This is a genomic window from Acrocarpospora corrugata, assembly GCF_009687845.1.
GTDB classification, from domain to species: Bacteria; Actinomycetota; Actinomycetes; order Streptosporangiales; family Streptosporangiaceae; genus Acrocarpospora; species Acrocarpospora corrugata.
This window is the reverse complement of record NZ_BLAD01000050.1, coordinates 131,033-155,407: the sequence shown is the minus strand read 5'-3', so window position 1 is coordinate 155,407 and position 24,375 is coordinate 131,033. Positions and strand designations below refer to the sequence as shown.

The following is a 24,375-nucleotide window of genomic DNA, read 5'->3' as shown; positions in this document are numbered from 1 at the left end:
GTCCGTGGGGATTACCTCCCTTTTAGGGACCGGCACCCCTGGGAATGACGACGCAGCGCGAAGAACCAACTCACCCGGAGCACTTGTGACCAGTCTCTCCCCCGCCAAGCAGGCTCTCCTCGCCCAGCGTCTCCAGCGCAGAACCGCGGCGACCACCATCACCCCCCGCCCACCTGGCACGACACCGCCGCTCTCGCACGCGCAGGAGCGATTATGGTTCCTGGAGCAGTACCGGCCTGGCAGCACGGCGTACACCATCCCGTTCATGGTCCGGCTCGGTGGCGAGCTGGACGCCGACGCGTTCGAGCGGGCGGTCGCGGAGGTGACGCGGCGGCACGAGAGCCTGCGGATGCGGTTCGTGACCTCCGATGACGGGCTGCCGAGCCTGATCATCGACGACGAGCCGTCCAGCGGGTTCCGGCTGGAGCACGCCGACTCCGACGCGGCCGCGCGGGCCCTGATCAGTGCGGAGCTGGGCAGGACCTTCGACCTGGCCGCCGGTGGGCTGCTGCGGGTGCTGCTGATCCGCCGGGCGGCCGACGACCATGTGCTGCTGCTGGCCGCGCACCACTCGATCACCGACGGGTGGTCGGGGGAGATCCTGCTGCGTGAGCTGATCACGCTGCACGCCGCGTTCCGGGACGGGCGGGAGTCGCCGCTCCGGCCGCTGGCCGTGCAGTACGGCGATCACTCGATCTGGCAGCGGGCGCGCGAGGGCACTCCGGCGTACCAGCGGGATCTGGACTTCTGGCGGGAGCGGCTGGCCGGGGTGCCGCCGCTGGAACTGCCCACCGACTTCCCCCGGCCGGCCGAGCAGACGACCGTCGGGCGGGACTTCAAGTTCCATCTGGACGCGCGGGTCGGCGGGGCGATCAGCGCGTTGAGCGCGAGTCACGGGGCGACGCCGTACATGGTGCTGCTGGCCGCGCTGCAGGTGCTGCTGGCGCGGTGGTCGGGGCAGCGGGACTTCGCCGTCGGGAGTCCGGTGAGCGGGCGCGGGCTGCCCGAGCTGGACGGGATGGCGGGGATGTTCGTCAACACCCTGGCCATGCGGGCGGATCTGTCCGGCGATCCGTCCTTCGCCGAGTTCCTGATCCGGGTACGGGACGCCTGCCTGGACGCGTACGCGCACCAGGAGTTGCCGTTCGACCAGCTGGTCAACGAGCTGAAGGTGGAGCGGGACGTCAGCCGGTCGGCGGTGTTCCAGGTGATGTTCGCGCTGCAGAACTACGTGCCGGACGACGCGGGCACGCTCGGGCTGGACGTGTCGTCGTTCGGGGCCGACATCGCGGTGAGCAGGTTCGATCTGGCGCTGTATCTGTGGGAGGGGAACGAGGAGTTCGACGGGCTTTTCATCTTCAATACGGATCTGTTCCGGGAGGAGACGGTCGCCAGGATGGCGGCGGCGCTGGGGGCGTTGCTGCGGTCGGCGATGGATGATCCGTATACGCGGCTGTCGGAGCTGGAGTGGGTGCCGGCGGAGGAGCGGGCGCATGTGCTCGCGCTGGGGTCGTCGTCGGCGCCGCGGTCGCTGGAGAGCGGGCTGCTGCATGAGGTTCTGGTTCGGCGGGACAGTCCTGCGGTTGTTTTCGACTCGCGGGTGCTGACCTATACCGAACTGGATCGGCGGGGGAATCAGCTCGCGCATCGGCTGCGGGAGCTGGGGGTGCGGCCGGGGGATCGGGTCGCGGTGTGTCTGGAGCAGTCGGCGGAGCTGGCTGTGGCGTTGCTCGGGGTGCTCAAGGCGGGGGCGGCTTATGTGCCGCTGGATCCTGAGCAGCCGGACGATCGGCTCGCTTACATGATCGGTGATGCGGGAATTCGTATCTCGGTTACGGAACGGTCCCTTCCGGGTGGGACGACGGAGATCACGCCGGATGGGGACGGATGGCCGGATACTCCTGTGGAGAGCGGGGCCACGCCAAGTGATCTGGCGTATGTGATCTATACCTCCGGGACGACCGGGCGGCCCAAGGGGGTCGCGGTGCAGCACCGGGAGGTGCTGGTCTACCTGGCGGGCGTGCACGAGCGCTTCGGTGTCGAAGCGGGTGGCGTGTTCGCGTTGCCGCAGTCGCTGGCGTTCGACTTCGGGGTCACGATCTTCTATCTGTCGCTGATGACCGGTGGCACGCTGCATCTGATTCCGCCGAAGACGGCCGCGCCCGATTTATGTGAATATTTCGGGCGGACTAAGCCGGACTATCTGAAGATCACCCCGTCGCATCTGGCCGCACTCCTGGCCGAAGCCGACCCCGCCGACCTGCTACCCGCCAAGCTCCTGATCCTTGGCGGCGAAGCCTCCACCATCGGCTGGGCGAGCGAACTGGCCGCCGCCAGACGCTGCGCGGTCGTCAACCATTACGGCCCCACCGAGACCACGGTCGGCGTCACCACCCACCGGGTCCCCGCCCAACGCGTCGACAGCCAGTCCAGCTTGCCCATCGGCCGCCCACTCCCCGGCGCGCGGGTATATGTCCTCGACGAGCGCATGCGCCCCGTCCCCGCCGGCGTCCCCGGCGAGATCTATCTGGGCGGCGACCGGCTCGCGCGCGGCTACCTCGGCCGTCCCGCGCTCACCGCCGACAAGTTCCTCCCCGACCCGTATGGCTCCGCGGGCGCCCGCATGTACCGCACCGGCGACCTCGGCCGCTGGTCCCACGACGGCGTGCTCGAATTCCTCGGCCGCCGCGACCTCCAGGTCAAGGTCCGCGGCTACCGCGTCGAACTCGCCGAAGTCGAAACCGTCCTGGCCGAACACCCCGCCATCGCCCAGGCCGTCGTCGAACTCCGCGACCAACGCCTGGTCGCCTACCTGGTCGGCGCCGACCCGCTGCCCACCCCCGAGCTACGGACCTGGCTCAAGCAGCGGCTCCCCGACTACATGGTCCCCGTCCGCTACACCTGGCTCGACCAGCTGCCCCTCAAATCCCACGGCAAGGTCGACCGCGCCGCCCTCCCCGACCCCGACGACGCCCGCCCCGACGAGGGCGCGATGACCCCGCCGGGAACCCCCGTCGAAGAGACCATCGCCGCCATCTGGGCCGCCGTCCTCGGCCTGGAACGCGTCGGCGTCCTGGACGACTTCTTCGACCTCGGCGGCCACTCCCTGCTCGCCATGCAGGTCGTCGCCCGGATGCGCAAAGCCGACCATCCGGTCACCCTGATGGAACTCTTCAAGCACCCCACCGTCCGCGAACTTGCCCATCTGGTCGAATCCGGCGGCGACGGCTCAGCCGGCCTCCTGCACCGCCTCACCCCCGCCCGCCCGACCACCGCCTCCGTGATCTGCGCCCCCTACGGCGGCGGCAGCGCCATCATCTACAAACCCCTCGCCGACGCCCTGCCCGCCGACTGGGCCCTGCACTCCATCGCCGTCCCCGGCCACGAGATCGGCGAAGAACCCCAGGCCCTCCTCGACGTCGCCGAAGCCTGCGCCGCCGAAATCCTCACCACCGTCCAGGGCCCGATCGTCCTGTACGGCCACTGCGGCGTCGGCACCACCCTCTGCGCCGAAATCGCCCGCCGCCTCGAATCGGCCGGCCGCCCCGTCGAAGCCATCTACCTGGGCGGCGTCTTTCCCTTCGCCCGCCCGCGCGGCCCCGTCGCCCGCTTCTCCGAATGGCTCGAAGACATCGGCGGCGACCAGGCCCGCATCAACGGCCTCGTCGCCGCCGGCCTGGACGTCTCCGAATTCGAACAAGCCGAACTCCAACTAATCGTCCGCAACCGCCGCCGAGGCACCCGAGAAGCCGAACGCTACTTCGCCCACCTCTTCGAAGAAGGCGCCCCCCTCCTCTCCTCCCCGGTAATCGCGGTAGCCGGCGAACGCGACCCCGTCGTCGAGTTCTACCAAGAGCGCTACCGCGAATGGCACTGCCTCTCCCCAGTAGCCGCCTGCGTAGTCCTCGACGAAGCCGCCCACTACTTCCTCAAATACCGAGCCCAAGAACTAGCCACCATCATCACCACCACCCACCCCGCCCTCTCCACCGGCAACACCGCCCCCCTCGAACACCACTCAGAAACCCAAACCTGGTGGCTAGAGGGCATCTCCAAACTCCACGACACCAACACCGCCGACGGCACTGCGAACTCCGGCCTCGCCGTGGTGAACAACACCGGAACCATTGCCGGGGCTGCGGGTTCTGGGCGCGCGGCGGTGAACGACACCGACACCGTTGACAGAACCGCGGGCTCTGGACAGACCGCGGTGTCTTACTCGGGGACCACTGGAAATCCTGACCTGAATGGTCGCGGGCGCGCCGGTCACTCTTGGCGCCGGTACGGCGAGGAGCGGCGCTTACGCAAACGGCGCCGGATAGCGGCGAGTAACCCGGCGGTGGGGATTCCGGGAGCAGGAGGGCCGGCGCCGAGTATGCGGCGGTTCCTTGTGTTGGCCGTGGGGCAGTTGGTTTCGATGACCGGGTCGGCGTTGACCGAGTTCGCGATTCCGATCTGGATTTATCTGACCACTGGGTCGCTGGCGAACTTCGCGCTGTTCTCGGTGCTGGGGCTGGTGCCGGGGCTGGTGGTGGCGCCGCTGGCGGGGACCGTGGTCGACCGGTTCAACCGGCGGGTGGTTCTGATCGTCAGTGATGTGGCGGCGGGGTCGACGCAGCTCGTGCTGGGGCTGCTGGTGTGGACCGGGAATCTGGAGATCTGGCATATCTATCCGCTGCTGGTGACGCTTTCGATAGCGCTCACGTTCCAGCGGGTGGCGTACAGTTCGGCGATTCCGCAGCTGGTTCCGAAGCGGTATCTCGGGCACGCCAACGGAGTGGTCGGCATGGCCACCGGCGTCGCTCAGCTGGTGGTGCCGCTGGCCGCCGCGGGGCTGCTGTCGGTGGTCGGGCTGGGTGGCATTCTCGCCATCGACGTGGCCAGCTACACGGTCGCCATCCTCGTCGTCCTGTTCATCAAATTCCCGAAGACGATGCCGTGGAAGCGCCGGGAGAGCGTCCTCACCGAGATGGTTGAGGGCTTCCGCTACACCTGGGGACATCTCGGCATCCGCCGCATGCTGCTGTTCTTCGCCGTGGTGAACCTGTTCATGTCGCCGCTGTTCCTGCTGATCTCCCCGCTCATCCTGTCCTTCGCGGAACTGGGCGACGTCGGCAGAGTCACCTTCTTCGGCGGCCTGGGGATCTTCCTCGGCGGCCTGACGATGACCTTCTGGGGCGGCCCCCGCAGAATGCGGATGCGCGGCCAGCTCACCGCGACGCTGGTCCTGGCCTGCTTCGCCTTCGTCGTCGGCCTCCAGGAGCATCTCGCCCCGATCGCCGTCGGCATCTTCGGCATGTTCGCCGCGCTCACCATCCTCAACGGCATCTACGCCACGATCATCCAGGTCAAGGTCCCCCAGCGTTTCCACGGCCGCGTCTTCGCCCTCAACCAGCTGATCGCCTTCTCCACCCTCCCGATCGGCTACGGCCTGGTCGCCCCCTACGGAACCGCCTTGTTCGAGCCGATGTTCCTCCCCGGCGGCCTGCTCGCGGACACCGTCGGCGTCGTGATCGGCACCGGCGAAGGCCGCGGGATCGCGTTCATGTACATCCTCTTCGCCCTGGTGATGGCCGCCACCGTGCTGGTGGGCACCCGGATGAAGGGCCTGTGGAACTTCGACTACGCGGTTCCCGACGCCATCCCGGATGACGTCCTCGGGTTCGAAGTACTTCGTACCAAATCGCGCAGCACGGAGGAATAAGTGAACGAACAGCAGGTCATGCGGCTCTGGAGCGAGATCCTCGGGGTTCCCGTCACTTCGCCGGAGGACGACTTCTTCGACCTGGGCGGGCAGTCGCTCGCGATGGTGCAGTTCCTGGCCCGGGTGGAGAGCGAGTTCGGGGCCGCGCTGCCGATCGAAGTGCTGTTCGCGGGAGACCTGACCGTCGCGGGCGCGGCCCGCGCGATCGAGCAGTCCCTGGAGGACGAGCTGGAGGACGAGCTGGAGGACGAGCTGGAGGACGAGCTGGAGGACGTCGCCGGGCTGCTGGCGGAAGTGGACCGGCTGCCGGGCGGGGAGATCAGGGCGCTGCTGGGCGGGAAGGACCGCACGTGGCAAGGGTGATCATGTCCACCCACGGCAGCCACGGCGACGTGCTGCCGTTCGTGGCCCTCGGCCGGGTGCTCCAGGGCCGCGGCCACGAGGTGGAGATCCTCACCCACGCACCTTTCGCCCCGATCGTCGAACAGTCCGGGATGACGTTCACCCCCATCGACACCGCGGAGGAGTACGACCGCAACCTGGCGGACACCCCGCCACTGCTGGCCTCCGGCCTGGAACGCTGGCGCGCGTACTACGAACGCAACCACCTCTTCGACCAGATCACCTTCGAAACGAACCACCTCATCAACCGATATATCCCAGGAAAGACGGTGTTCGTCGGCCGGCACACCACCGCGATCTCCACGCTGTTCGCCGGCGAGGTCCTGGACGCGCCGACCGCCTGGGTGGCGGTGACCCCGATCCAGTACATGTCGGAACGAGGCATCGCCCACATGTACGCCCGCACGATGAGCGACCACCTGGACGGCCTCCGCGCCGGCCTCGGCCTCCCCCCGGTGGCCGACTGGACGGCCTGGTTCGCATCCGCCCACCTCGACGTCGCCCTCTGGCCCGAGTGGTTCGACCGCGCCGGAACCCCGGCCCCCCGCCGGGTCCGGCTGACCGGCGCACCGCTTGGGGACGACACCGACCTGCCGGAACTCCCTGCCGAAGCGGTCGAACTCCTCGACCGGAACGCGGTGTTGCTCACTGGCGGCACCGGCCGGATGTTGCATGGCCGCTTCTATGAGGTCGCCGTCGAGGCGTGCCGGTTGGTCGGGCGTCCGGCCCTCCTCGCCGTACGGCACCGGGATCTGGTCCCCGAGAAGTTGCCCGACGGCATGCGCTGGTTCCCCAGGCTGCCGTTCCCCCAGGTCATGCCACGGGTGGGGGCGGTGCTGCACCACGGCGGGATCGGCACGCTCATCCGGGCGGCGACGGCCGGAACTCCGCAGGTCGTACTGGCGCACGGCTTCGACCGCTCAGAGAACGGCGCTCGACTGACAGCGGCCAAACTCGGCTCATGGCTCCCAGAAGCCCGATGGACCCCCGAGGAAACCGCGTCACTCCTGACAGACGCGCTGGCGCAGCCCCGAACGTCCGTCCCCGCCGACCATGGCCTGACGGCAGCCGCCGAGGCCATCGAAGAACTCGCCGGGAGCACCGTCGCCTATTCCGCGCGGCATCTGCTCACCCGCGACCTGCGCCCCCGCCTGCACCGCCTGGTCAACGTGTACGGCCCGACCGAGACCACCATCTGGTCCACCACCTGGGAGGTCCCGGCCGAACCCGCGGAACCCCGGATCGGCCGCCCGATCGCCAACACCCAGGTCTACGTCCTGGACCGGCGGGGTGGCGTCACCCCCGCCTTCGTGGCCGGCGAACTCCTGATCGGCGGCGCGGGCGTCGCCGGCGGCTACCACGGCAGGAAGGACCTCACCGCCGACCGCTTCGTCCCCGACCCCTTCGGCCCGCCCGGCGCCCGCCTCTACCGGACCGGCGACCGGGCCCGCTGGCGCCCCGACGGCCAGCTCGAATTCCTCGGCCGCCTGGACAACCAGATCAAGGTCCGCGGCTTCCGCGTCGAACCCGGCGAGGTCGAGGCCGCCATCCTCACCTGCCCCGGCGTCGACCAGGCGGCGGTGGTCGCCCGCGGCGACATCCTGCTCGGCTACGTCGTCGGCGCGGCCGACATCGCCGACCTCCGCGACCATCTGGAACGCATCCTGCCGCAGTACATGATGCCCGCCCTCTGGACCCGCCTCCCTGCCCTGCCGCTCACCATCAGCGGCAAGGTCGACCGCAAGAGCCTCCCCGACCCGGTCCCCGAACGCGCCGCCGCCTACGTCGAACCCCGCACCGACGCGGAGCGCCTGGTCGCCGAGATCTGGGCAGAGGTCCTCGGCCTGGACCGCGTCGGCGCCCACGACGACTTCTTCACCGTCGGCGGCCACTCCCTGATCGCCGTCCGGGTCGCCGCCCGCCTGCGCGCCACCATCGAACTGGACGTCCCGATCCGCAACCTGTTCACCCGCCGTACGGTCGCCGACCTGGCCCGCGCGATCGAGGAGCTGATCACCGCGGAACTCGGCGACCTGTCCGAGGAGGAGGCGGGCCGGCTGGCCGCGCCCTGAAAATGATGGCCGGAAACGACGGCCCGAAAACGAGGGCCGGGCGTTTCGCCGGAATCGGCGCCACGCCCGGCCACGCATTTATTTGTTCACCGAATAGGAATGGGCGCCGACGCCCGCGAGGTGGCCGCCGTCGACGATCAGGTATTCGTCGCGAATAGGGGTTCCGTCCAGCCAGGATTCGAGGATTTCCCGGGTGCCGGCGGCGTACCTGGCCTGGGCGGACAGGGACGAGCCGGAGATGTGCGGGGTCATGCCGTGGTGCGGCATGGTCCGCCACGGGTGGTCGGCGGGGGCGGGCTGCGGGAACCAGACGTCCCCGGCGTAACCGGCCAGGTGGCCGCTCTCCAGGGCGCGGACGACGGCGTCCCGGTCGGCGATCTTCGCGCGGGCGGTGTTGATGAGGTACGCGCCGCGCTTCATGGTGGCGATCAGGTCGTCGTTGAACATGCCCTCGGTCTCCGGGTGGAGCGGGGCGTTGACGGTGACCACGTCGCAGTGCGGGACCATCGCGGCCGTGCTCTCGTGGAAGGTCAGGTTGAGCTCCTCCTCGATCTCGCGGGGCAGCCGGTGCCGGTCGGTGTAGTGCAGGTGCACGTCGAACGGGTGCAGGCGGCGCAGCACCGCGAGGCCGATCCGGCCGGCGGCGACCGTGCCGACGTGCATGCCCTCCAGGTCGTAGGAGCGGGCCACGCAGTCGGCGATGTTCCAGCCGCCCTTCAGGACGATCTGGTTGGAGGGCAGGTAGTTCCGTACCAGGGAGAGGATCATCATGGCGACGTGCTCGGCCACCGAGATGCTGTTGCAGTAGGTGACCTCGGCGACCGTGATGTTGTTGGCGATGGCCGCGTCCAGGTCGACGTGGTCGGAGCCGATGCCGGCGGTGATGGCCAGCTTCAGGTTCGGGGCCTTGGCGATGCGTTCCGCGGTCAGGTACGCGGGCCAGAACGGCTGCGAGATGACCACGTCCGCGTCGGCGAGCTCCTGGTCGAACACCGAGCCGTCCCGGTCCTTGTCGGAGGTGACGACCAGGGTGTGGCCCTGGCTCTCCAGGAACGACCGCAGGCCCAGCTCACCGGAGACGCTGCCGAGCAGCTGGCCGGGGGTGAAGTCGGTTCCCTTCGGCGTCGGGAGGGTCTGGCCGCCCGGGTAGTGGTCGATGTTCGGGAGTCCGTCGCGGGCGTACGTGGTGGGGTATCCGTCGACCGGGTCGTCGTACAGAACGCACAGGATTTTCGCCATGGGTTTGACTCCTTTATCGGATATTTCCACTTTCCCGGTGGTGTGGATAAAGAGTCAAAACGAATTCTCCTATTTATTGATAGATATAAACTATCGAAGGTAATCGTGGACCAGGCGGTCGAGTGTGCCGCGCACGTCGATCTGGGCGGCCACGTCCAGCAGGGCGCGGGCCAGCACCGGCTCGGGGGTGCGGTCGGCCACCACCAGGCCGACGCGGGGGGCCTGGCGGGGGCTTTCCAGTGGAATCACCCGCATGCCGTCGGGGACGCCGAACATGTGCAGCCAGGCGTGCGCGATCACGCTGGACCAGCGGTGGGTGGCGACATGGGCGTACAGGGCGGAGACGGTGTCGGTCTCGACGGCGGGGAGGGCGACGACGCCGGCCCACTCGAAGATGCCGTCCAGGATGCGGCGGTTGCGCATCTCGGGGGCGAGCAGGCAGAGCGGGAGGGCGGCGACCTCGGTCCAGCGGACGAACGTCCGGGCGGCGAGCGCGCCGTCGTCGGGGGTGAGCAGCAGGTAGCGCTCCTCGTAGAGGGGGGTCGTGCGGACGTGTCCCAACGGCTCTCCGTCCAGGTACGTCATGGCGACGTCCAGTTCGAACTCGGCCAGGCGGCGGGTGATCTCGCGGGAGGACAGGGAGGCCAGGGACACCCGGGCGTGCGGGTGGCGTTCGCAGAACGGGGTGGTCAGCAGCGAGGCGGCGGTCAGCGCGGTCGGGATCGCGCCCATCCGCAGGGTGCCGGACAGGCTGCTGCGCATCAGCGACAGGTCGTGGCGGAGGGCGTCCGCCTCGGCCAGGATGCGCTGCGCCCACAGGAGCACCCGTTCGCCCTCGGGGGTGAGGCCGTCGAACTTGCGGCCGCGGCGGACGATGGGGACGTCCAGTTCGCGTTCGAGTTTGCGGATCGCGGCGGACAGGGACGGCTGGGAGACGTGACAGGCCGCCGCCGCGCGGGCGAAATGTCGCTCTCGGGCCAGCGCGACCAGATACTCCAACTGACGCAGCAGCATGCCACAGCATGACCAGTTAACTCCCGATTGGTCTAGAACCTCTCATCTGCGATGGGTAACCAGTGGATCACGATGCGGTTGCTAAGCAACGCGGCAGTATTGGCCCGAAAGTGCAAGGGTAAGGTGATAAATCGTGACGACGTTCAGGATCAGCGAGGCAGCCGGGCTGCTCGGAGTGAGCTCCGACACCGTGCGTCGCTGGGTGGACGCCGGCCGGCTTCCGGCTCGCCGGGATGACAACGGTCATCGGCTGGTCGACGGCTCTGATCTGGCCGCGTTCGCGCGGTCGCAGATCGAGAGCGGGAACGGCTCGGGGCAGTCGTCGGCGCGGAACCGGTTCCGGGGAATCGTGACCGACGTGATCAAGGATGCGGTGATGGCCCAGGTGGAGATCGCCGCGGGTCCGTTCCGGGTGGTGTCGTTGCTGAGCCGTCAGGCCGCCGACGAGCTGGGTCTGGAGCCCGGCGTGGTGGCGGTCGCCGTGATCAAATCCACCAACGTCGTCGTGGAGATCCCCGACCAGAGTCAGTAGCACGTAGTCAGTAGGAGGCTCCCTTGTTCAGGCGCGTATCCGGATTGCTCATCGCCGTCGTCTTAGCCGCGTCCGCGTGCGGCACCAGCGACACCAGCGACACCAGCGGCACTGCGGCCGCCCCTTCGGCCTCCTCCGGCGCACCGGCGGCCAGCGCGCCCGCGGCCACCGAGCTGATCGTGTTCGCCGCCGCCTCCCTGACGGGGACCTTCACCGAGCTGGGCAAGACCTTCGAGGCCGCCCACCCCGGCATCACCGTGAAGTTCAACTTCGGCTCCAGCGCGACGCTGGCCACCCAGATCACCCAGGGCGCGCCCGCGGACGTGTTCGCCGCCGCCAGCCCGGCGACGATGAAGACCGTCACCGATGCCGGTCTGGCCGCGAGCCCGACCGTGTTCGTGAAGAACAAGCTGCAGATCGCGGTGCCGCCGGACAACCCGGCCAAGGTCGAGTCGCTCAAGGACCTGACGGACCCGAAGGTCAAGGTCGCGCTCTGCGCCGAGCAGGTGCCGTGCGGGGCCGCCGCGATCAAGGCGCTGGACGCGGCCGGGATCAAGGTCACGCCGGTGACGCTGGAGCAGGACGTCAAGGCCACGCTGACCAAGGTCGAGCTGGGCGAGGTGGACGCGGCGCTGGTCTACCAGACCGACGTGATCGCCTCGGACGGCAAGGTCACCGGCATCGCCTTCCCCGAGGCCGACCAGGCCATCAACGACTACCCGATCGCCGTCCTCAGCAAGGCCCCGGCGGGCCCGCTGGCCCAGCAGTTCGTCGAATTGATCCTGTCCCAGCAGGGCAAGGATGTCCTGACGAAGGCCGGCTTCCAGGCACCATGATCGTGGCACTCTGGCCGTGGGCCGTGGGCCGTGGCGTCGGGATCTTTCGGGTTTTGGGTCCCGATGCTGTGATCACGTCAAATGAGTGAAGGCGAAACCGACTGAATGCGCGAAACCGAGCGAATGCCGGTAGCCGGGCGGCTGCCGTGGGTTCTCGTGCTGCCCGCGGTGCTCGGGCTGGTGTTCCTGGTGTTGCCGCTGGCCGGGCTGCTGGTCCGGGCGCCCTGGTCCACGCTCGGGCAGCGGCTCACCGAGCCCCAGGTGCTGGAGGCGTTGCGGTTGTCGCTGGTCACGGCGACGATCGCGACGCTGATCTGCCTGGTGCTCGGGGTGCCGCTGGCCTGGTGCCTGGCCCGGCTGTCCTTTCCTGGCCGCCGGGTGGTGCGGGCGCTGGTGACCGTGCCGCTGGTGCTGCCGCCGGTGGTGGGGGGTGTCGCGCTACTGCTGGCGCTCGGGCGGCGCGGGCTGGTCGGGCAGTGGCTGGACAGCACGTTCGGCATCACGCTGCCGTTCACGACCGCCGGGGTCGTGGTCGCGGAGGCGTTCGTCGCGATGCCGTTCCTGGTGATCAGCGTGGAGGGCGCTCTTCGCGCCGCCGACCTGCGGTTCGAGGACGCGGCCGCGACGCTGGGCGCGTCCCGGTGGGTGGTGTTCCGGCGGGTGACCCTGCCGCTGATCGCGCCGGGCATCGTCGCCGGGTCGGTGCTCTGCTGGGCGCGGGCGCTGGGTGAGTTCGGCGCCACGATCACCTTCGCCGGGAACTTCCCCGGCCAGACCCAGACCATGCCGCTCGCCGTCTACCTGGCCCTGGAGACCGAACCCGAAGCGGCGATCGTGCTCAGCCTGGTCCTGCTGGCGGTGTCCGTGATCATTCTGGCCAGCCTCCGGGACCGGTGGGTGAACAGCCCATGACCCTGACCGCGCAACTCCGCATCACCAGAGCGGCCTTCCGTCTCGACCTCGATCTCGACGTGGCTCCGGGGGAGGTCGTCGCCCTGCTGGGCCCCAACGGCGCGGGCAAAACCACCGCGCTCCGGCTGCTGGCGGGCCTGACCCGCCTGACGGACGGCCACATCATCCTGGATGGCCTCCCACTGCACCACCAGGCCACCGAGAAACGCCCAATCGGCATGGTCTTCCAGGATTACCTGCTATTTCCGCATCTGTCCGCGTTGGACAATGTCGCTTTCGGGCTCCGCTGCCACGGTACGGGCAAAGCCGAATCCCGCCGCCAAGCCGCCGAATGGCTCGCCCGCGTCGGCCTCACCGACCACGCTGGCGCACGCCCCCGCCAACTGTCCGGCGGCCAGGCCCAGCGCGTCGCCCTGGCCCGAGCCCTCGCGATCCGCCCCCGCCTGCTCCTGCTCGACGAACCCCTCGCCGCCCTGGACGCACACACCCGCCTGGAGATCCGCTCCCAGCTCCGCCGTCACCTCGCCGACTTCGACGGCGCGACCGTCCTGGTCACCCACGACCCCCTGGACGCGATGGTTCTCGCCGACCGCCTGATCGTCATCGAACACGGCGGCGTCGTCCAGACCGGCGCCCCCGTCGAGGTCGCCCGTCGCCCCCGCACCGACTACGTCGCCCGCCTGGTCGGCCTCAACCTCTACCGCGGCGTCGCCACCGGCAACCAGATCAAAATCGACGACGTCCTGTTCACCGTCGCCGAACGCCTGGACGGCCCCGCCTTCCTCGCCTTCGCCCCCAGCGCCGTCGCCCTCTACCGCACCCGCCCCGACGGCAGCCCCCGCAACCTCTGGCAGGCCAGAATCGACGGCGTCGAACGCCACGGCGACAACGTCCGCATCCACCTGGACGGCCCCCTCCCCGCCGCCGCCGACATCACCCCGGCCGCAGTCGCCGAACTCGACCTCACCCCAGGCCAAAACATATGGGCTTCCGTCAAAGCGACGGAGACCCACATATATCCGGCTTAGCGCCGTTATCCGGCGCCGTTAACGACCGCTCCACTTCTCGCCGCACCGGCGCCAGTAGGGACCAGTGGTCGGTGCCGCGTCCTTCGAGTAGAAGAAGGCGGCCTTCGGAGTTATCGGAGTTAGGCGTGTGGTCAGGCGAAACGCCTCGAATGGCCTCCCGGTCAGGTGGAACGCCCGCGAGGGCGGTCTTTACTGGGCGGGTGGAACACCTGAAAGGGGGCCTCCACGGCGTCGGTCTTGGGGGGATGACTGGACGCCGTGGAGGCCATGGGGGGATGGATTAGGAGCCGAAGACCTCGAATTCCCAGAGGGAGTAGCCGTACTGGGTGAGGGCTCTTTGGGTGCCGTTTACGCGGACGTAGCGGCCGGTGCCGTTGACGGTGACGTCGTCGATGCCGCCGTCGCTGGTGGTGGTGGAGTGGATGTCGGTCCAGGTGGTGGCGTTGGGGGAGGTCTGGATCTGGTAGGCGCGGCCGTAGGCGGCTTCCCAGTTGAGGCGGACCCGGCTGATGGTGCGGCTGTTGCCCAGGTCGACGTAGATCCACTGGGGGTCGGCGTAGAGGCTGCTCCAGCGGGTGGCGGTGTTGCCGTCCACTACGTTGGCGGCCACGTTCGCGCCCGCTTCGGTGCTGGACGCCGTCACCGGGCGGCCCTGGGAGAGCAGCGACGTGGTGCCGCCGGACGGGGTGCCGTAGACGTTCAGGTCGAAGAGCGAGTAGCCCCACGCGGTGGCGCGCGCGGTGCCGTTCACCCGCAGGTACCTGCCGGTGCCGGAGACCGTGAGGTCGTCGACGCCGCCGTCGCCGGCCGTGGTGGAGAAGACGTTCGTCCAGCTCGTGCCGTTGGGTGAGGTCTGGACCTGGTAGGCGCTGCCGTAGGCGGCCTCCCAGTTCAGCCGGACCCGGTTGATCGCGTACGACTGGCCGAGGTCCACCTGGATCCACTGCGGGTCGGTGTACAGGCTGCTCCAGCGGGTGGCGGAGTTGCCGTCGACCGCGTTGGCGGCCACGTTCGCGCCCGCCTCGGTGCTGGAGGCCGTCACCGGCTTGCCCTGCGCGATGTCCGTGCCGCCGGGGTTGCCGGTGCCGGGGACGCTGACGCCGGCGCCGATGAAGGTGTAGCTGTCCAGGTCGTACAGGGCGGTTCCGGCGGCGCCGGTGAACACCAGGTAGAGGTCGTGGGTGTTGTCGTCGGGCTTGGTGACCGGTGCGGTGACCTCGGTGTAGTTGTCCCAGCCGCCGGTGTTGCCGACGGTGATCCTGGCCACCTCGGGGCCGGTCGGGGAGTCGAACCGGAAGGACAGGGTGCCGCCGGCGTTGGCCGAGCTCACCCGGGCCCTGACGCTGGTGATGCCCTTGAGGCTGACGGCGTGGTGCCGTACCGACTCGCCGGTCTGGATGTCGCCGAGGCGCTTGCCGCCCTCGGCGGCGGCCTGGTCGACCACGCGCGGGCCGTTCAGGGTGACGAAGTGCTCGGCCTGCCACTGCTTCGGCCAGACGGTGATCTCACGCTCGCCGGTCAGCGGGACCGTGCCGGTCGCGCCCCTGTCGGTGTAGCTGCCGCGCAGCACGAAGAACTGCACCGCGTCCAGACCGGCGTGGATCGGGCCGGTGTTGAACGAGGAGCCGCAGCCGGTGCCCTCGCCCTCCTCGTGGGCGTGCTCCTGGTGTCCCAGGGCGGCCCGGACGATGACCGAACCGCAGGCGATCGTGCCGTCCTGCGCGTCGGTGGCGCTGGCGGTCAGGTTGAGGTTCTCGCTCCAGCTGTACATGCCGCCGGCCGGGATGCCGTTCAGCGTCACGACCGGCCGGTTGTTGCCGACCACGATCGGAAGCACCACCGTGCCGGTACGCCCACCGGGGTCCCGCACGGTCAGCCGGGCCCGCTTGTCGCCCACCGTGGTGTAGGTGAACGTCGGGTTGGCCGCCGTCGAGTCGGTGGTGCCGTTGTTGTCGAAGTCCCACGCGTAGGTGATGGCTTCGCCGTCGGGGTCGGAGCTGCCCGCGCTGGAGAAGTTGACCGCCAGCGGCGCCAGGCCGTTGTTCACGTTCGAGGTGGCCTGCGCGACCGGCGACCGGCCGCCCTGGACATAGTTGATCTTGTAGAGGCCGGCGTCGGCCGCGCCGGAGAAGTAGCCGCTGCCGTACTCCAGCAGGTAGAGCGAGCCGTCAGGCCCGAACTCCATGTCGATCGGGTGCACCAGGTTCATGCCCGCCAGCACCGGCTCGATGATGGTCGGCGTCCCGGTCGACGGGTTGCCGTTGTTGAACTGGACTTCCTTGATCCAGTTACGGCAGTACTCGGAGATCAGCCACTTGTTGTCGTAGTACTGCGGCCACTTCACGTCCGACACCAGGTTCGGGTCGTAGTGGTAGACCTCGGTGTGGTTGGGCGAGCCGCAGCCGCCCGGGTTGTCCAGCGCCGGCCACTGCACGCTGCCGCCGTGCTGCTCCCAGACCAGCGCCGGCTTGGTCGCCGGGAGCTGCTGCTGGCCGGTGTTGCGCGGCGAGTTGTTCACCGGTCCGGTGGCGCCGCCGCACGGGAACCAGCCGCGCGGCGCGTTGGCCGCGAAGTCCCAGTCGTTGTAGGCCACGTTCGGCCCGCCGCAGTACGGCCAGCCGTAGTTGCCCGGCGTGGTCGCCCGGTTGAACTCGTCGTAGGCCGCCGGCCCCCGGTTGGCGAGCGTCGCGCCCGCGTCGGGCCCGACCTCGCCCCAGTACAGGGTGTTGTTGGCCTTCTTGTCGACCCAGATCCGGTACGGGTTGCGCACCCCCATGATGTAGATCTCCGGCTTGGTCTGCGCCGTCCCCTGCGCGAACAGGTTGCCCGCCGGGATCGTGTAGGTGCCGTTGTTCTCCGGGTGGATCCGGTTGATCTTGCCCCGCAGGTCGTTGGTGCTGCCCGAGGTGCGCTGCGCGTCGTACTGCGGGTCGCGGCTGGTCCGCTCGTCGATCGGCGCCATGCCGGCCGAGTCGCCGCCCGAGTTGGTGTTGTCGCCCACCGCGAAGTAAAGGTTGCCGTTGGTGTCCCAGCTCATCGAGCCGGCCGAGTGGCAGCACAGGTTACGCTCGGTCGGCCACTCGATGATCATGTCTTCGCTGGCGGGGTCCAGCAGGTTGGTGGTCGGGTTGAAGGTGAACCGGGAGATCCGGTTGACCAGCGGGGTCACCTTCGGCGAATAAAAGAGGAACACCCAGCGGTTGGTGGCGAACTGCGGGTGCAGGGTGATGCCGATCAGGCCGTCCTCGAACCGGGCGTCCAGCTGCACGGTCAGCGCGACCGTGGTGGTCTGGGCGGCCGGGTTGTAGACCCTCACCTGGCCGCCGCCGGCCGAGGTGCCCCGGTTGATGTAGAGGACCTTGCCGTCGGGCAGCACGGACAGCTCGATCGGCTCGCCCATGGAGAGGCCGCCGTCCAGCTTGACCTTCTCGAAGCCGCTGGTCGGGGGCGGGGCCGCGGCCGCCGGGGGAGCGGCGATGGCGGCCAGTGCCGTACCGGCCAGGACGGGTAACAGCAGGGCGGATAGAGCGCGACGCAGGCGCGCGGAACTGAACACGAGTACTCCAGAGAAAGTGAGGTGGGGGGTGTCAGGAGCCGTAGACGTCGAATTCCCAGAGGGAGTAGCCGTACTGGGTGAGGGAGCGCTGGGTGCCGTTGACGCGGACGTAACGGCCGGTCCCGGTCAGCGTGACGTCGTCGACGCCGCCGTCACTGGTCGTGGTCGAGTAGACGTTCGTCCAGGTGGTGCCGTTGGACGAGGTCTGGATCTGGTACGCGCGACCGTAGGCCGCCTCCCAGCTGAGCCGGACCCGGCTGATGTTGTAGCTCTGGCCGAGGTCCACCGAGATCCACTGCGGGTCGGCGTACGCGCTGCCCCAGCGGGTGGCGGTGTTGCCGTCCACGGCGTTGGCGCCCACGTGCGCGCTGCCCGTCTCCACGCTGGAGGTCGTGGTCGGGCGGTTGCGGGAGAGCAGGCCCGGGGTGGGGTTGGTGGTGCCCGGGGTGCCGTACACGTTGAAGTCCCACAGCGAGTAGCCCCACGCGGTGGCGCGCTGGGTGCCGTTGACGCGGACGTAACGGCCTGATCCGGTCAGGGTGACGTCGTCCACGCCGCCGTCTCCGGTGGTGGTGGAGTAGACGTTCGTCCAGGTGGTGCCGTTGGGCGAGGTCTGGATCTGGTACGCGCGACCGTAGGCCGCCTCCCAGTTCAGCCGGACCCTGGTCAGGTTGTAGGACTGGCCGAGGTCGACCTGGATCCACTGCGGGTCGGTGTAGAGGCTGCTCCACCGGGTGCCGGAGTTGCCGTCCACGGCGTTGGCGGCCACGTTCGCGCCCGCCTCGGTGCTGGAGGCCGTCGCCGGCTTGCCCTGCGCGACGTCGGTGCCCGGCTGCGGGGGCTGGGCGCCGTCGCCCTTGATCCGGATGTTGCGGTAGTTGATGTCGGCGCCGTCGCCGTCGTTCTGCACGCCGATGTAGCCGTTGGCGATGTTCCTGGTGCTGGTGTAGTCGTTGATCTTGACGCCGTTCAGCCAGATCTCGACCCGCTGACCGTGCACGCCGATCTCGTACGCGTTCCACTGGCCGGGCGGGTTGAGCGCGGCGGCCCTGGCGGCGGTGTCCGGCGCCTTGAAGCTGTACACGCTGCCGGTGGTCCTGGTCACGTCGGCGTCGGTCGCGTCGATCTGGATCTCATGGCCGGTGTTCACCGGGCCCCACGGATCGTTGGCCGGGTCGGTGAAGCCGATGAAGACGCCGCCGTTGTCGTCGCCCGGCATCATCCAGTCGAGCCTGAGCGAGTAGTTGCTGAAGGTGGAGACCGGGTACCAGAGCAGGCCCATGCCGCCGAACGAGGTCAGCGTGCCGTTGGCCAGGGTGAACCCGCCGGGGCCCGCCATCCGCCACTGGCTGAAGGTGTTCTGGTTGCCGTCGAACAGCTGGGTGTAGCCGACCTCGGGCCGGCAGTCGGCGGGGACGGCCTTGGCCGCGACCCGGATGCCGCCGAGCAGCATGGTGCGGAAGTTGGCGTCCGCGTAGCTCTCCTCGGTGTGGCCGAGGCCGGTGTACCAGGAGCGTCCGCCCTGGTAGTCCTGGCACCAGGTGATCGGGTGGTCGCCCATGGTGCCGCCGGAGTAGGACGACTCGGTGAGGCTGGCCAGCACCCGGACGGTGTTGCGCGGGTTGGCCTGGTAGTTGTACCACTCGTCGGTCCTGGTCCAGGTCGGCGCCAGGTGTGAGGTGGACGGGTTGCCCCGGTCCTCGACCTTGATGGTGGCCTGCTGGGTGGCGGGGTGGGAGGCGAAGTAGCCGCCGACCAGGCCGCCGTACCAGGCCCAGTCGTATTCGGTGTCGGCCGCCGCGTGCACGCCGACGTAGCCGCCACCGGCGGCGATGTAGGACTGGAAGGCGGTCTGCTGGGCGGCGTTGAGCACGTCGCCGGTGGTGGAGAGCCAGATCACGGCCTGGTACTGGGCCAGGTTGGCGGTGGTGAACGCGGCCGCGTCCTCGGTGGCCACCACGGTGAAGCCGTTGGCCGCGCCGAGCTGCTGGACGGCGGTGATGCCGTTGGGGATGGACGAGTGCCGGAACCCGGCGGTCTTGGAGAAGACCAGGACCCGAGTCAGCGGCGCGGCTTCCGCGCTACTCGGCAGAACGGCGAGACCCACCGTCATAAGGACGAGTGATAATAAGGCGCGAAATAAGGTAGAAATCGGTCGTTTGGGCAGCAACATGCGCCACTCCTTGTGTTGAAGAGGGGCGCGCCGCCGCACCTGCATCGAAATTAATGATTACTGATGAACCGACTTATGATTTCTTCCGTCCGAAGGTTCACATGGGACGCGCAGAAGTGTCAATGCTCTGTGCGCTAATTGGGCCCTGAGCAGGGGCGCTCTGTAGGGGTTCATTACCCTTTGGTGGCGTGTCCTCCGCTCCACCCCGTCCGGTGATCCTTCTTCCCTCCCTCGCCTCCCTCACGGCAGCGGCTCCGCTCGCCATCGACATGTACGTCCCGGCCTTCCCCGACATGGTCAGCACCCTGGAGACGACCAGCTCCGGCGTGCAGCTGTCGATGACCGCCTTCCTGGCCGGGCTGGTGCTCGGCCAGTTCCTGCTCGGCCCGGTCAGCGACACTCTCGGCCGCCGCCGGCTGCTGCTCGGCGGCACCGCGCTGTTCGCCCTCTTCTCGCTGCTCTGCGCGCTCTCCCCGACCGTGCACTTCCTGATCGGCGCGCGTTTCCTGCAAGGCGCGGCCGGCGCGTGCGGCGCGGTGCTGGCTCGGGCGGTGATCGTCGACTGGTACCGGGGACCGAGCGTGGCCCGCTACTTCTCCACCCTGGCCATGATCACTGGCGTCGCCCCGGTGGCCGCGCCGCTGCTCGGCGCCGTCATCCTGCTGTTCGCCCCCTGGCAGGCCGTCTTCGTGGTGCTCGCCGTGGTCGGCCTGGCCCAGTGCGCCACGGTCTGGTGGCGGGTGCCGGAATCCCTCCCCCCGGAGGACCGCAACCCCGGCGGCCTCAAGGACTCCTTCCGCGCCATGGGCACGCTGCTGCGCACCCGCGCCTTCGTCGGCTACGCGGTCGCCCTGTCCTGCGCCGCCGCCGCCCTCTTCGCGTACGTGTCCGGCTCGTCGTTCGTCTTCCAGATCGTGTACGGTATGAGCCCCCTCGGCTACGGCGTCGTCTTCGCCGTCAACGCGATCAGCATGACCGCCGCCGCGGCCCTGTTCGGCGCGCTCTCCCAGCGGGTCCGCCTCAACACCCTGCTGATGACGGCCCTCTCGGTGTCGTTCCTGGCCACCCTCGGGCACGTCGTCATCGACCTCGGCACCGGCGGCAACGTGATCACCACCTGGGTCTGCCTGGTGCTCACCATCGCCGGCATGGGCATGGCCTTCCCCGCCATCATGACCATCGGCCAGGGCGTGGCCGGTCACTCGGCCGGCAGCGCCTCGGCCCTGCTCGGCGGCGGCCAGTTCCTGCTGGGCGCGGTGGCCGCGCCCATCGTCGGCGTCTTCGGCGAGAGCAGCGGCACCCCGATGGCGGTGATCATGCTGGTCGCCCTGTCCTGCGCGGTGCTGGCGCTGGCCGTGCTGGCCCGGCCGTGGCGAGGCCACGGCGAGCACTCACGAGGATGACGCTTTTACGAGGATGACGGTGCCGGTCCCGTGGACGATCGGGCCAGCAACTCGGTCCGGAAGATGAACTCGCCCCGGGGCGGGGACAGCGAGTTGATCTCGTCGATCAGGCCGCGGACCGCCGCCGTGCCCATCGCCTGCACGGGCTGGCGGAGCGTGGTCAGCGGCGGATCGGAGAACACGGTCACCGAGGAGTCGTCGAACCCGACCACCGACACGTCGTGCGGCACGCTCAGCCCGAGGCCGCGCACCGCCCGGACCGCGCCGAAGGCCATGATGTCGGACCCGCAGACGATCGCGGTCGCCCCCGGTTGATCAGCCGGGACGCCGCGACCTGCCCGCCTTCCACGGTGAAGGTGGTGTGCTCGACCAGGTCCGACAGGTCCAGGCTCAGGGTGGACTTGGCCGCCTCCAGGAACCCGGCCACCTTCCTGATCACCGGCACGTAGCGCTCCGGCCCGATCGCCATCCCGATCCGGGTGTGGCCGAGCGAGGCCAGGTGCTCGACCGCCAGATACATGGCCGACTTCTCGTCCACCGAGATGGACAGCACGTCGAGGCCCGGCAGGAAGCCGTTGATCAGCACGATCGGCAGCCCCCGGTCGACCAGTCGCCGGTAGCGGGACGGGTCGGCGTGGGTGTCGGCGTGCATGCCGGAGACGAAGATGATGCCCGCCGTGTTGTGCTCCAGCAGCATTTCCACGTACTCGTCCTCGCTGACCCCGCCCGGGGTCTGGGTGCACAGCACCGGCGTGTACCGCTGCTGGGCCAGCAGGGTGCCGATCACCTGGGCGAACGAGGGGAAGATCGGGTTCTCCAGTTCGGGCACCACCAAGCCCACCAGCCCCGCGCTCTTGCGCGGGGCCTCGGGTTTGAACGGGCGCTCGTAGCCGAGTTCGCCGACGACGGCCAGAACCAGTTCCCGGGTCTCCTCCGCCACGCCTGCTTTGGCGTTCAGGACCCGGCTGACAGTGGCCTCGCTGACACCGGCACGAGCGGCGACTTCCGTCAAGGTCACTTTCATGCTGAAAGTCTAACAGTCCTTACAGCAGGGATTCATTGAGCTTTCATGGCTGCCAGGTGTAGACGGGCGTGTCCGTCGACCCCTGGGTGTCGGCCGGCACGGTGAAACTCCGGTTCGAACCGCCTTCGAAAGTAGGCGCCGCGGCCCCCACCTTGCGCATGAACTTGAACTGGATGGTCGTCCCGGCCGGCACCGACACCGGCAGGAACCACACCGGGTAGTTCGGGTTGTGCAGGGCCTCGGTGATCTTCGTGGTGTCCCAGGAACCCAGCTCCGGGATGTTCCCCAGGATGTGGATGTTCTCCCCGGGCACCGTGGTGGTGTTGATCTTGAAGATCACCTGGACCTGGTTGCCGGACAGCACCTCATAACGGAAGGTGTTGCTGACGTTGGCGCCCTTGGTGACCGTGATGTTCTGCACCCCGGCGACCGCGCCCGCCGGCACGGTGGTGGTGATCTGGCCGTCCGAGTTCGACGTCACCGTGGCGGTGACCGTGCCGAACTTGACAGTGACCGCGCCGCCCAGGCCGGTGCCGTAGATGTAGACGGTGTTCCCGGCCCGGCCCGAGGTGGACACGACGTCGCCGATCCGCGGGATCGTGGTGCCCAGCGACGGGTTGTAGGACCAGACGTTCACCTCGCCGCCGGACAGCGAGAAGCTCGGCAGCAGGCCGCCCGCGACCGTGGTGGACGCGCCGCCGAGCAGGCCGGTCAGCTGGTCGGTGTAGGTGCCGGCCGGGATCGTGGTGGCCAGGGCCGGCACGGTGAACGCCGTGGCCGGCTGCCGGTTCACCGAGACGATGACCTGCTTGTCGTAGAACTGCCGCTTGAAGACCAGCACGTCGTTGGTGCTGTGCAGGATCTGCGTCTCGCCGTACGCCACCGCGTCGTTGGTCTTGCGCAGCGCGGCCAGCGCCTGGATCACCTTGTACGCCGTGGTGGTCTGGCTGAACGCCGGACCCGCCGTCTGCAGGAACTGGCGACCGGCCACGTCACTGGCGTTCACCGAGCTCACGTACTGCTCGGTGCCGTAGTAGATGTTCGGGGTGCCGCGCGCGGTGAGCAGCGTGGCCAGCGCCGCGTGGTACGGCTTGTCGTTGGGCTGGATGAACCGGAACCGGGTCACGTCATGGTTGTCCAGGAACGTCACGGCCTGGTTCTCGTAGATGTAGTCGGTGCTGGTCTGGGTGAGCATCGAGCCGAAGTTGGCCATCGTCTCGGAGAAGTTGCCGAAGGCGTTGGTCGAGGCGCGGAAGTACTCGAAGTCCAGGTTGTTGACGCCGGTGCGGTCCGGGAAGGTGCGGTACTCGTCGTACTTGGGGTCCGGGCGGCCGATGAAGAACTCGCCGAAGTGCGCCATCGGGCCCTGCGGGGCCGAGTCGATGGCGTCCTTGAGGCCCTTGGTGAACGCCGGGTTCATGTGCAGGGTGGCGTCGTGGCGGAAGCCGTCCACGCCCTCGGCCTTCCAGAACAGGGCGGCCTTCTCAAGGTGCTTGACCACGTTCGCGTTCTCCTGGGAGAAGTCGGCGAGCGAGCCCAGCTCCTTGTTCCGGTAGCCGAACCGGCTGGAGTCGCCGCCCCGGTCGCCCAGGCCGTGGAACCAGCCGTTGACGTCCGCGTGCGGGTTGGCCAGCAGGTTCTCGGTGATGCCGTCGGCGTTGTTGTCGATCGGCTCGCCGGCGCCGTTGAAGACGTAGTTGCCCAGGCCGTCCTTGTCCGGCTCGTACAGCTTGCCGTCCTCGGCGGCGTTGCCGAGCGTCGGGTTCTGCCAGCGGCTGGTGTGGTTGGTCACGAAGTCGATGACCAGCTTGATGCCCTGCGCGTGCAGCGCGTCGCGCAGCGAGCGGAACTCCGCCAGGGTGCCGAAGTGCTTGTTGGTGGCGAAGTAGTTGCGCACGTGGTAGCCGTGGAAGCTGGTCCACCGGTCCAGCCCGCCGCCGGGCTGGTGGTCCTCGATGACAGTGTCCCTGTTCCGGTACGGCGCCGAGATCCAGACCGCCGAGATGCCCATGTTCTTCAGGTACGGGATCTTGGCAATGATGCCGTCCCAGTCGCCGCCCTGGTAGAGCTTGAGGTCGCTGCCGTTGCCGACGTTGTTGGCGTCCGGGTCATCGAACAGGGTGGGGTCGAATCCGGCGGGCCTGTTGTTGGCGGTGTCCCCGTCGAAGAACCGGTCGGTGATGATCTGGTAGACGACGTCTTTGGGAGTCAGCGGTCCGATTGGAGCTCCCGCGGCCAGAGCGGGGGCCTGAGCTGGGAGCAGGGCGAGAAGTACCGCTCCCGCCGCGATCGTGGCGAGCTTGCGTAAGGCGGCCATCTGCGTTCTCCAGAACACTTGACGGTAGGTCCTGCCCGACTGGGGGTCGGGATGAGCGCGACGGTATCAAGTCGATTGCAACATGTCAGTAACCGTCTAGAAACTTGCCGAAATCCGTGGTTAGCTTTCGCAAGACGGCAGCGCAAGTGTTGCCATGATTTCG

The 24,375-nt window shown here is 68.8% G+C and carries 13 protein-coding genes and 1 pseudogene; 8 read left to right on the top strand and 6 right to left on the bottom strand.

Features of this window, described 5'->3' with window-relative positions:
• Window positions 1–85 precede the first annotated feature (85 nt).
• The 3 genes from Acor_RS17495 to Acor_RS17485 are packed head-to-tail and all read left to right on the top strand — an operon-like array spanning window position 86 to window position 8,178.
• A complete protein-coding gene (locus Acor_RS17495; protein ID WP_155337730.1) occupies window positions 86–5,704 on the top strand; it encodes a non-ribosomal peptide synthetase/MFS transporter in 5,619 nt (1,872 codons plus the stop codon).
• Window positions 5,705–6,067, top strand: coding sequence for an acyl carrier protein (locus Acor_RS17490; protein WP_155337729.1), 363 nt, complete (start codon window positions 5,705–5,707; stop codon window positions 6,065–6,067).
• A complete protein-coding gene (locus Acor_RS17485; RefSeq protein ID WP_155337728.1) occupies window positions 6,055–8,178 on the top strand; it encodes an AMP-binding protein in 2,124 nt (707 codons plus the stop codon). Before Acor_RS17490 ends, Acor_RS17485 begins: the two co-directional genes overlap by 13 nt.
• 78 nt (window positions 8,179–8,256) lie before the next feature.
• Here Acor_RS17485 and Acor_RS17480 read toward each other — a convergent pair whose 3' ends face one another.
• Window positions 8,257–9,417 carry an NAD-dependent formate dehydrogenase gene (locus tag Acor_RS17480; RefSeq protein ID WP_155337727.1) on the bottom strand — a complete coding sequence of 387 codons (1,161 nt, stop codon included), beginning with the start codon at window positions 9,415–9,417 and terminating at the stop codon, window positions 8,257–8,259.
• 90 nt (window positions 9,418–9,507) lie between these two features.
• A complete protein-coding gene (locus tag Acor_RS17475) occupies window positions 9,508–10,431 on the bottom strand; it encodes a LysR family transcriptional regulator (RefSeq protein ID WP_155337726.1) in 924 nt (307 codons plus the stop codon).
• 133 nt (window positions 10,432–10,564) lie between these two features.
• Between Acor_RS17475 and Acor_RS17470 the strand changes: the two genes are divergently transcribed.
• The 4 genes from Acor_RS17470 (at window position 10,565) to Acor_RS17455 (ending at window position 13,739) form a co-directional block, all read left to right on the top strand.
• Entirely contained in the window at window positions 10,565–10,963 is a 399-nt protein-coding gene (locus Acor_RS17470) for a TOBE domain-containing protein (protein ID WP_155337725.1), read from the top strand.
• Window positions 10,964–10,986: 23 nt separating this feature from the next.
• On the top strand, window positions 10,987–11,799 hold the full coding sequence (modA, locus tag Acor_RS17465; RefSeq protein WP_155337724.1) for a molybdate ABC transporter substrate-binding protein: 813 nt from the start codon (window positions 10,987–10,989) through the stop codon (window positions 11,797–11,799).
• A 105-nt stretch (window positions 11,800–11,904) separates the two neighbouring features.
• A complete protein-coding gene (locus tag Acor_RS17460; RefSeq protein ID WP_155337723.1) occupies window positions 11,905–12,711 on the top strand; it encodes an ABC transporter permease in 807 nt (268 codons plus the stop codon).
• The gene (locus Acor_RS17455; RefSeq protein WP_155337722.1) at window positions 12,708–13,739 is read left to right on the top strand and encodes an ABC transporter ATP-binding protein; all 1,032 of its coding nucleotides are present in this window, start codon (window positions 12,708–12,710) and stop codon (window positions 13,737–13,739) included. The genes Acor_RS17460 and Acor_RS17455 overlap by 4 nt, the downstream gene beginning before the upstream one ends.
• Before the next feature lie 280 nt (window positions 13,740–14,019).
• On the opposite strand, the gene Acor_RS17450 is transcribed toward Acor_RS17455, so the two are convergent.
• Together Acor_RS17450 and Acor_RS17445 are read right to left on the bottom strand one after the other, a co-directional pair.
• Entirely contained in the window at window positions 14,020–17,295 is a 3,276-nt protein-coding gene (locus Acor_RS17450) for a discoidin domain-containing protein (protein ID WP_155337721.1), read from the bottom strand.
• A 31-nt stretch (window positions 17,296–17,326) separates the two neighbouring features.
• Window positions 17,327–19,402, bottom strand: coding sequence for a ThuA domain-containing protein (locus Acor_RS17445; protein ID WP_246238703.1), 2,076 nt, complete (start codon window positions 19,400–19,402; stop codon window positions 17,327–17,329).
• A gap of 278 nt (window positions 19,403–19,680) precedes the next feature.
• On the opposite strand from Acor_RS17445, the gene Acor_RS17440 reads away from it, so the two are divergent.
• Window positions 19,681–20,871 (top strand): multidrug effflux MFS transporter, encoded by a 1,191-nt coding sequence (locus Acor_RS17440; RefSeq protein ID WP_155337719.1) that lies wholly within the window; start codon window positions 19,681–19,683, stop codon window positions 20,869–20,871.
• A gap of 5 nt (window positions 20,872–20,876) precedes the next feature.
• Here the strand turns inward: Acor_RS17440 and Acor_RS17435 are convergent.
• Window positions 20,877–21,895 (bottom strand): annotated as a pseudogene (locus Acor_RS17435) (LacI family DNA-binding transcriptional regulator).
• Window positions 21,896–21,938: 43 nt separating this feature from the next.
• Window positions 21,939–24,212: an alpha-amylase family glycosyl hydrolase gene (locus Acor_RS17430; protein ID WP_155337718.1), complete on the bottom strand. Its 2,274-nt coding sequence runs from the start codon at window positions 24,210–24,212 to the stop codon at window positions 21,939–21,941.
• Window positions 24,213–24,375: the final 163 nt, after the last annotated feature.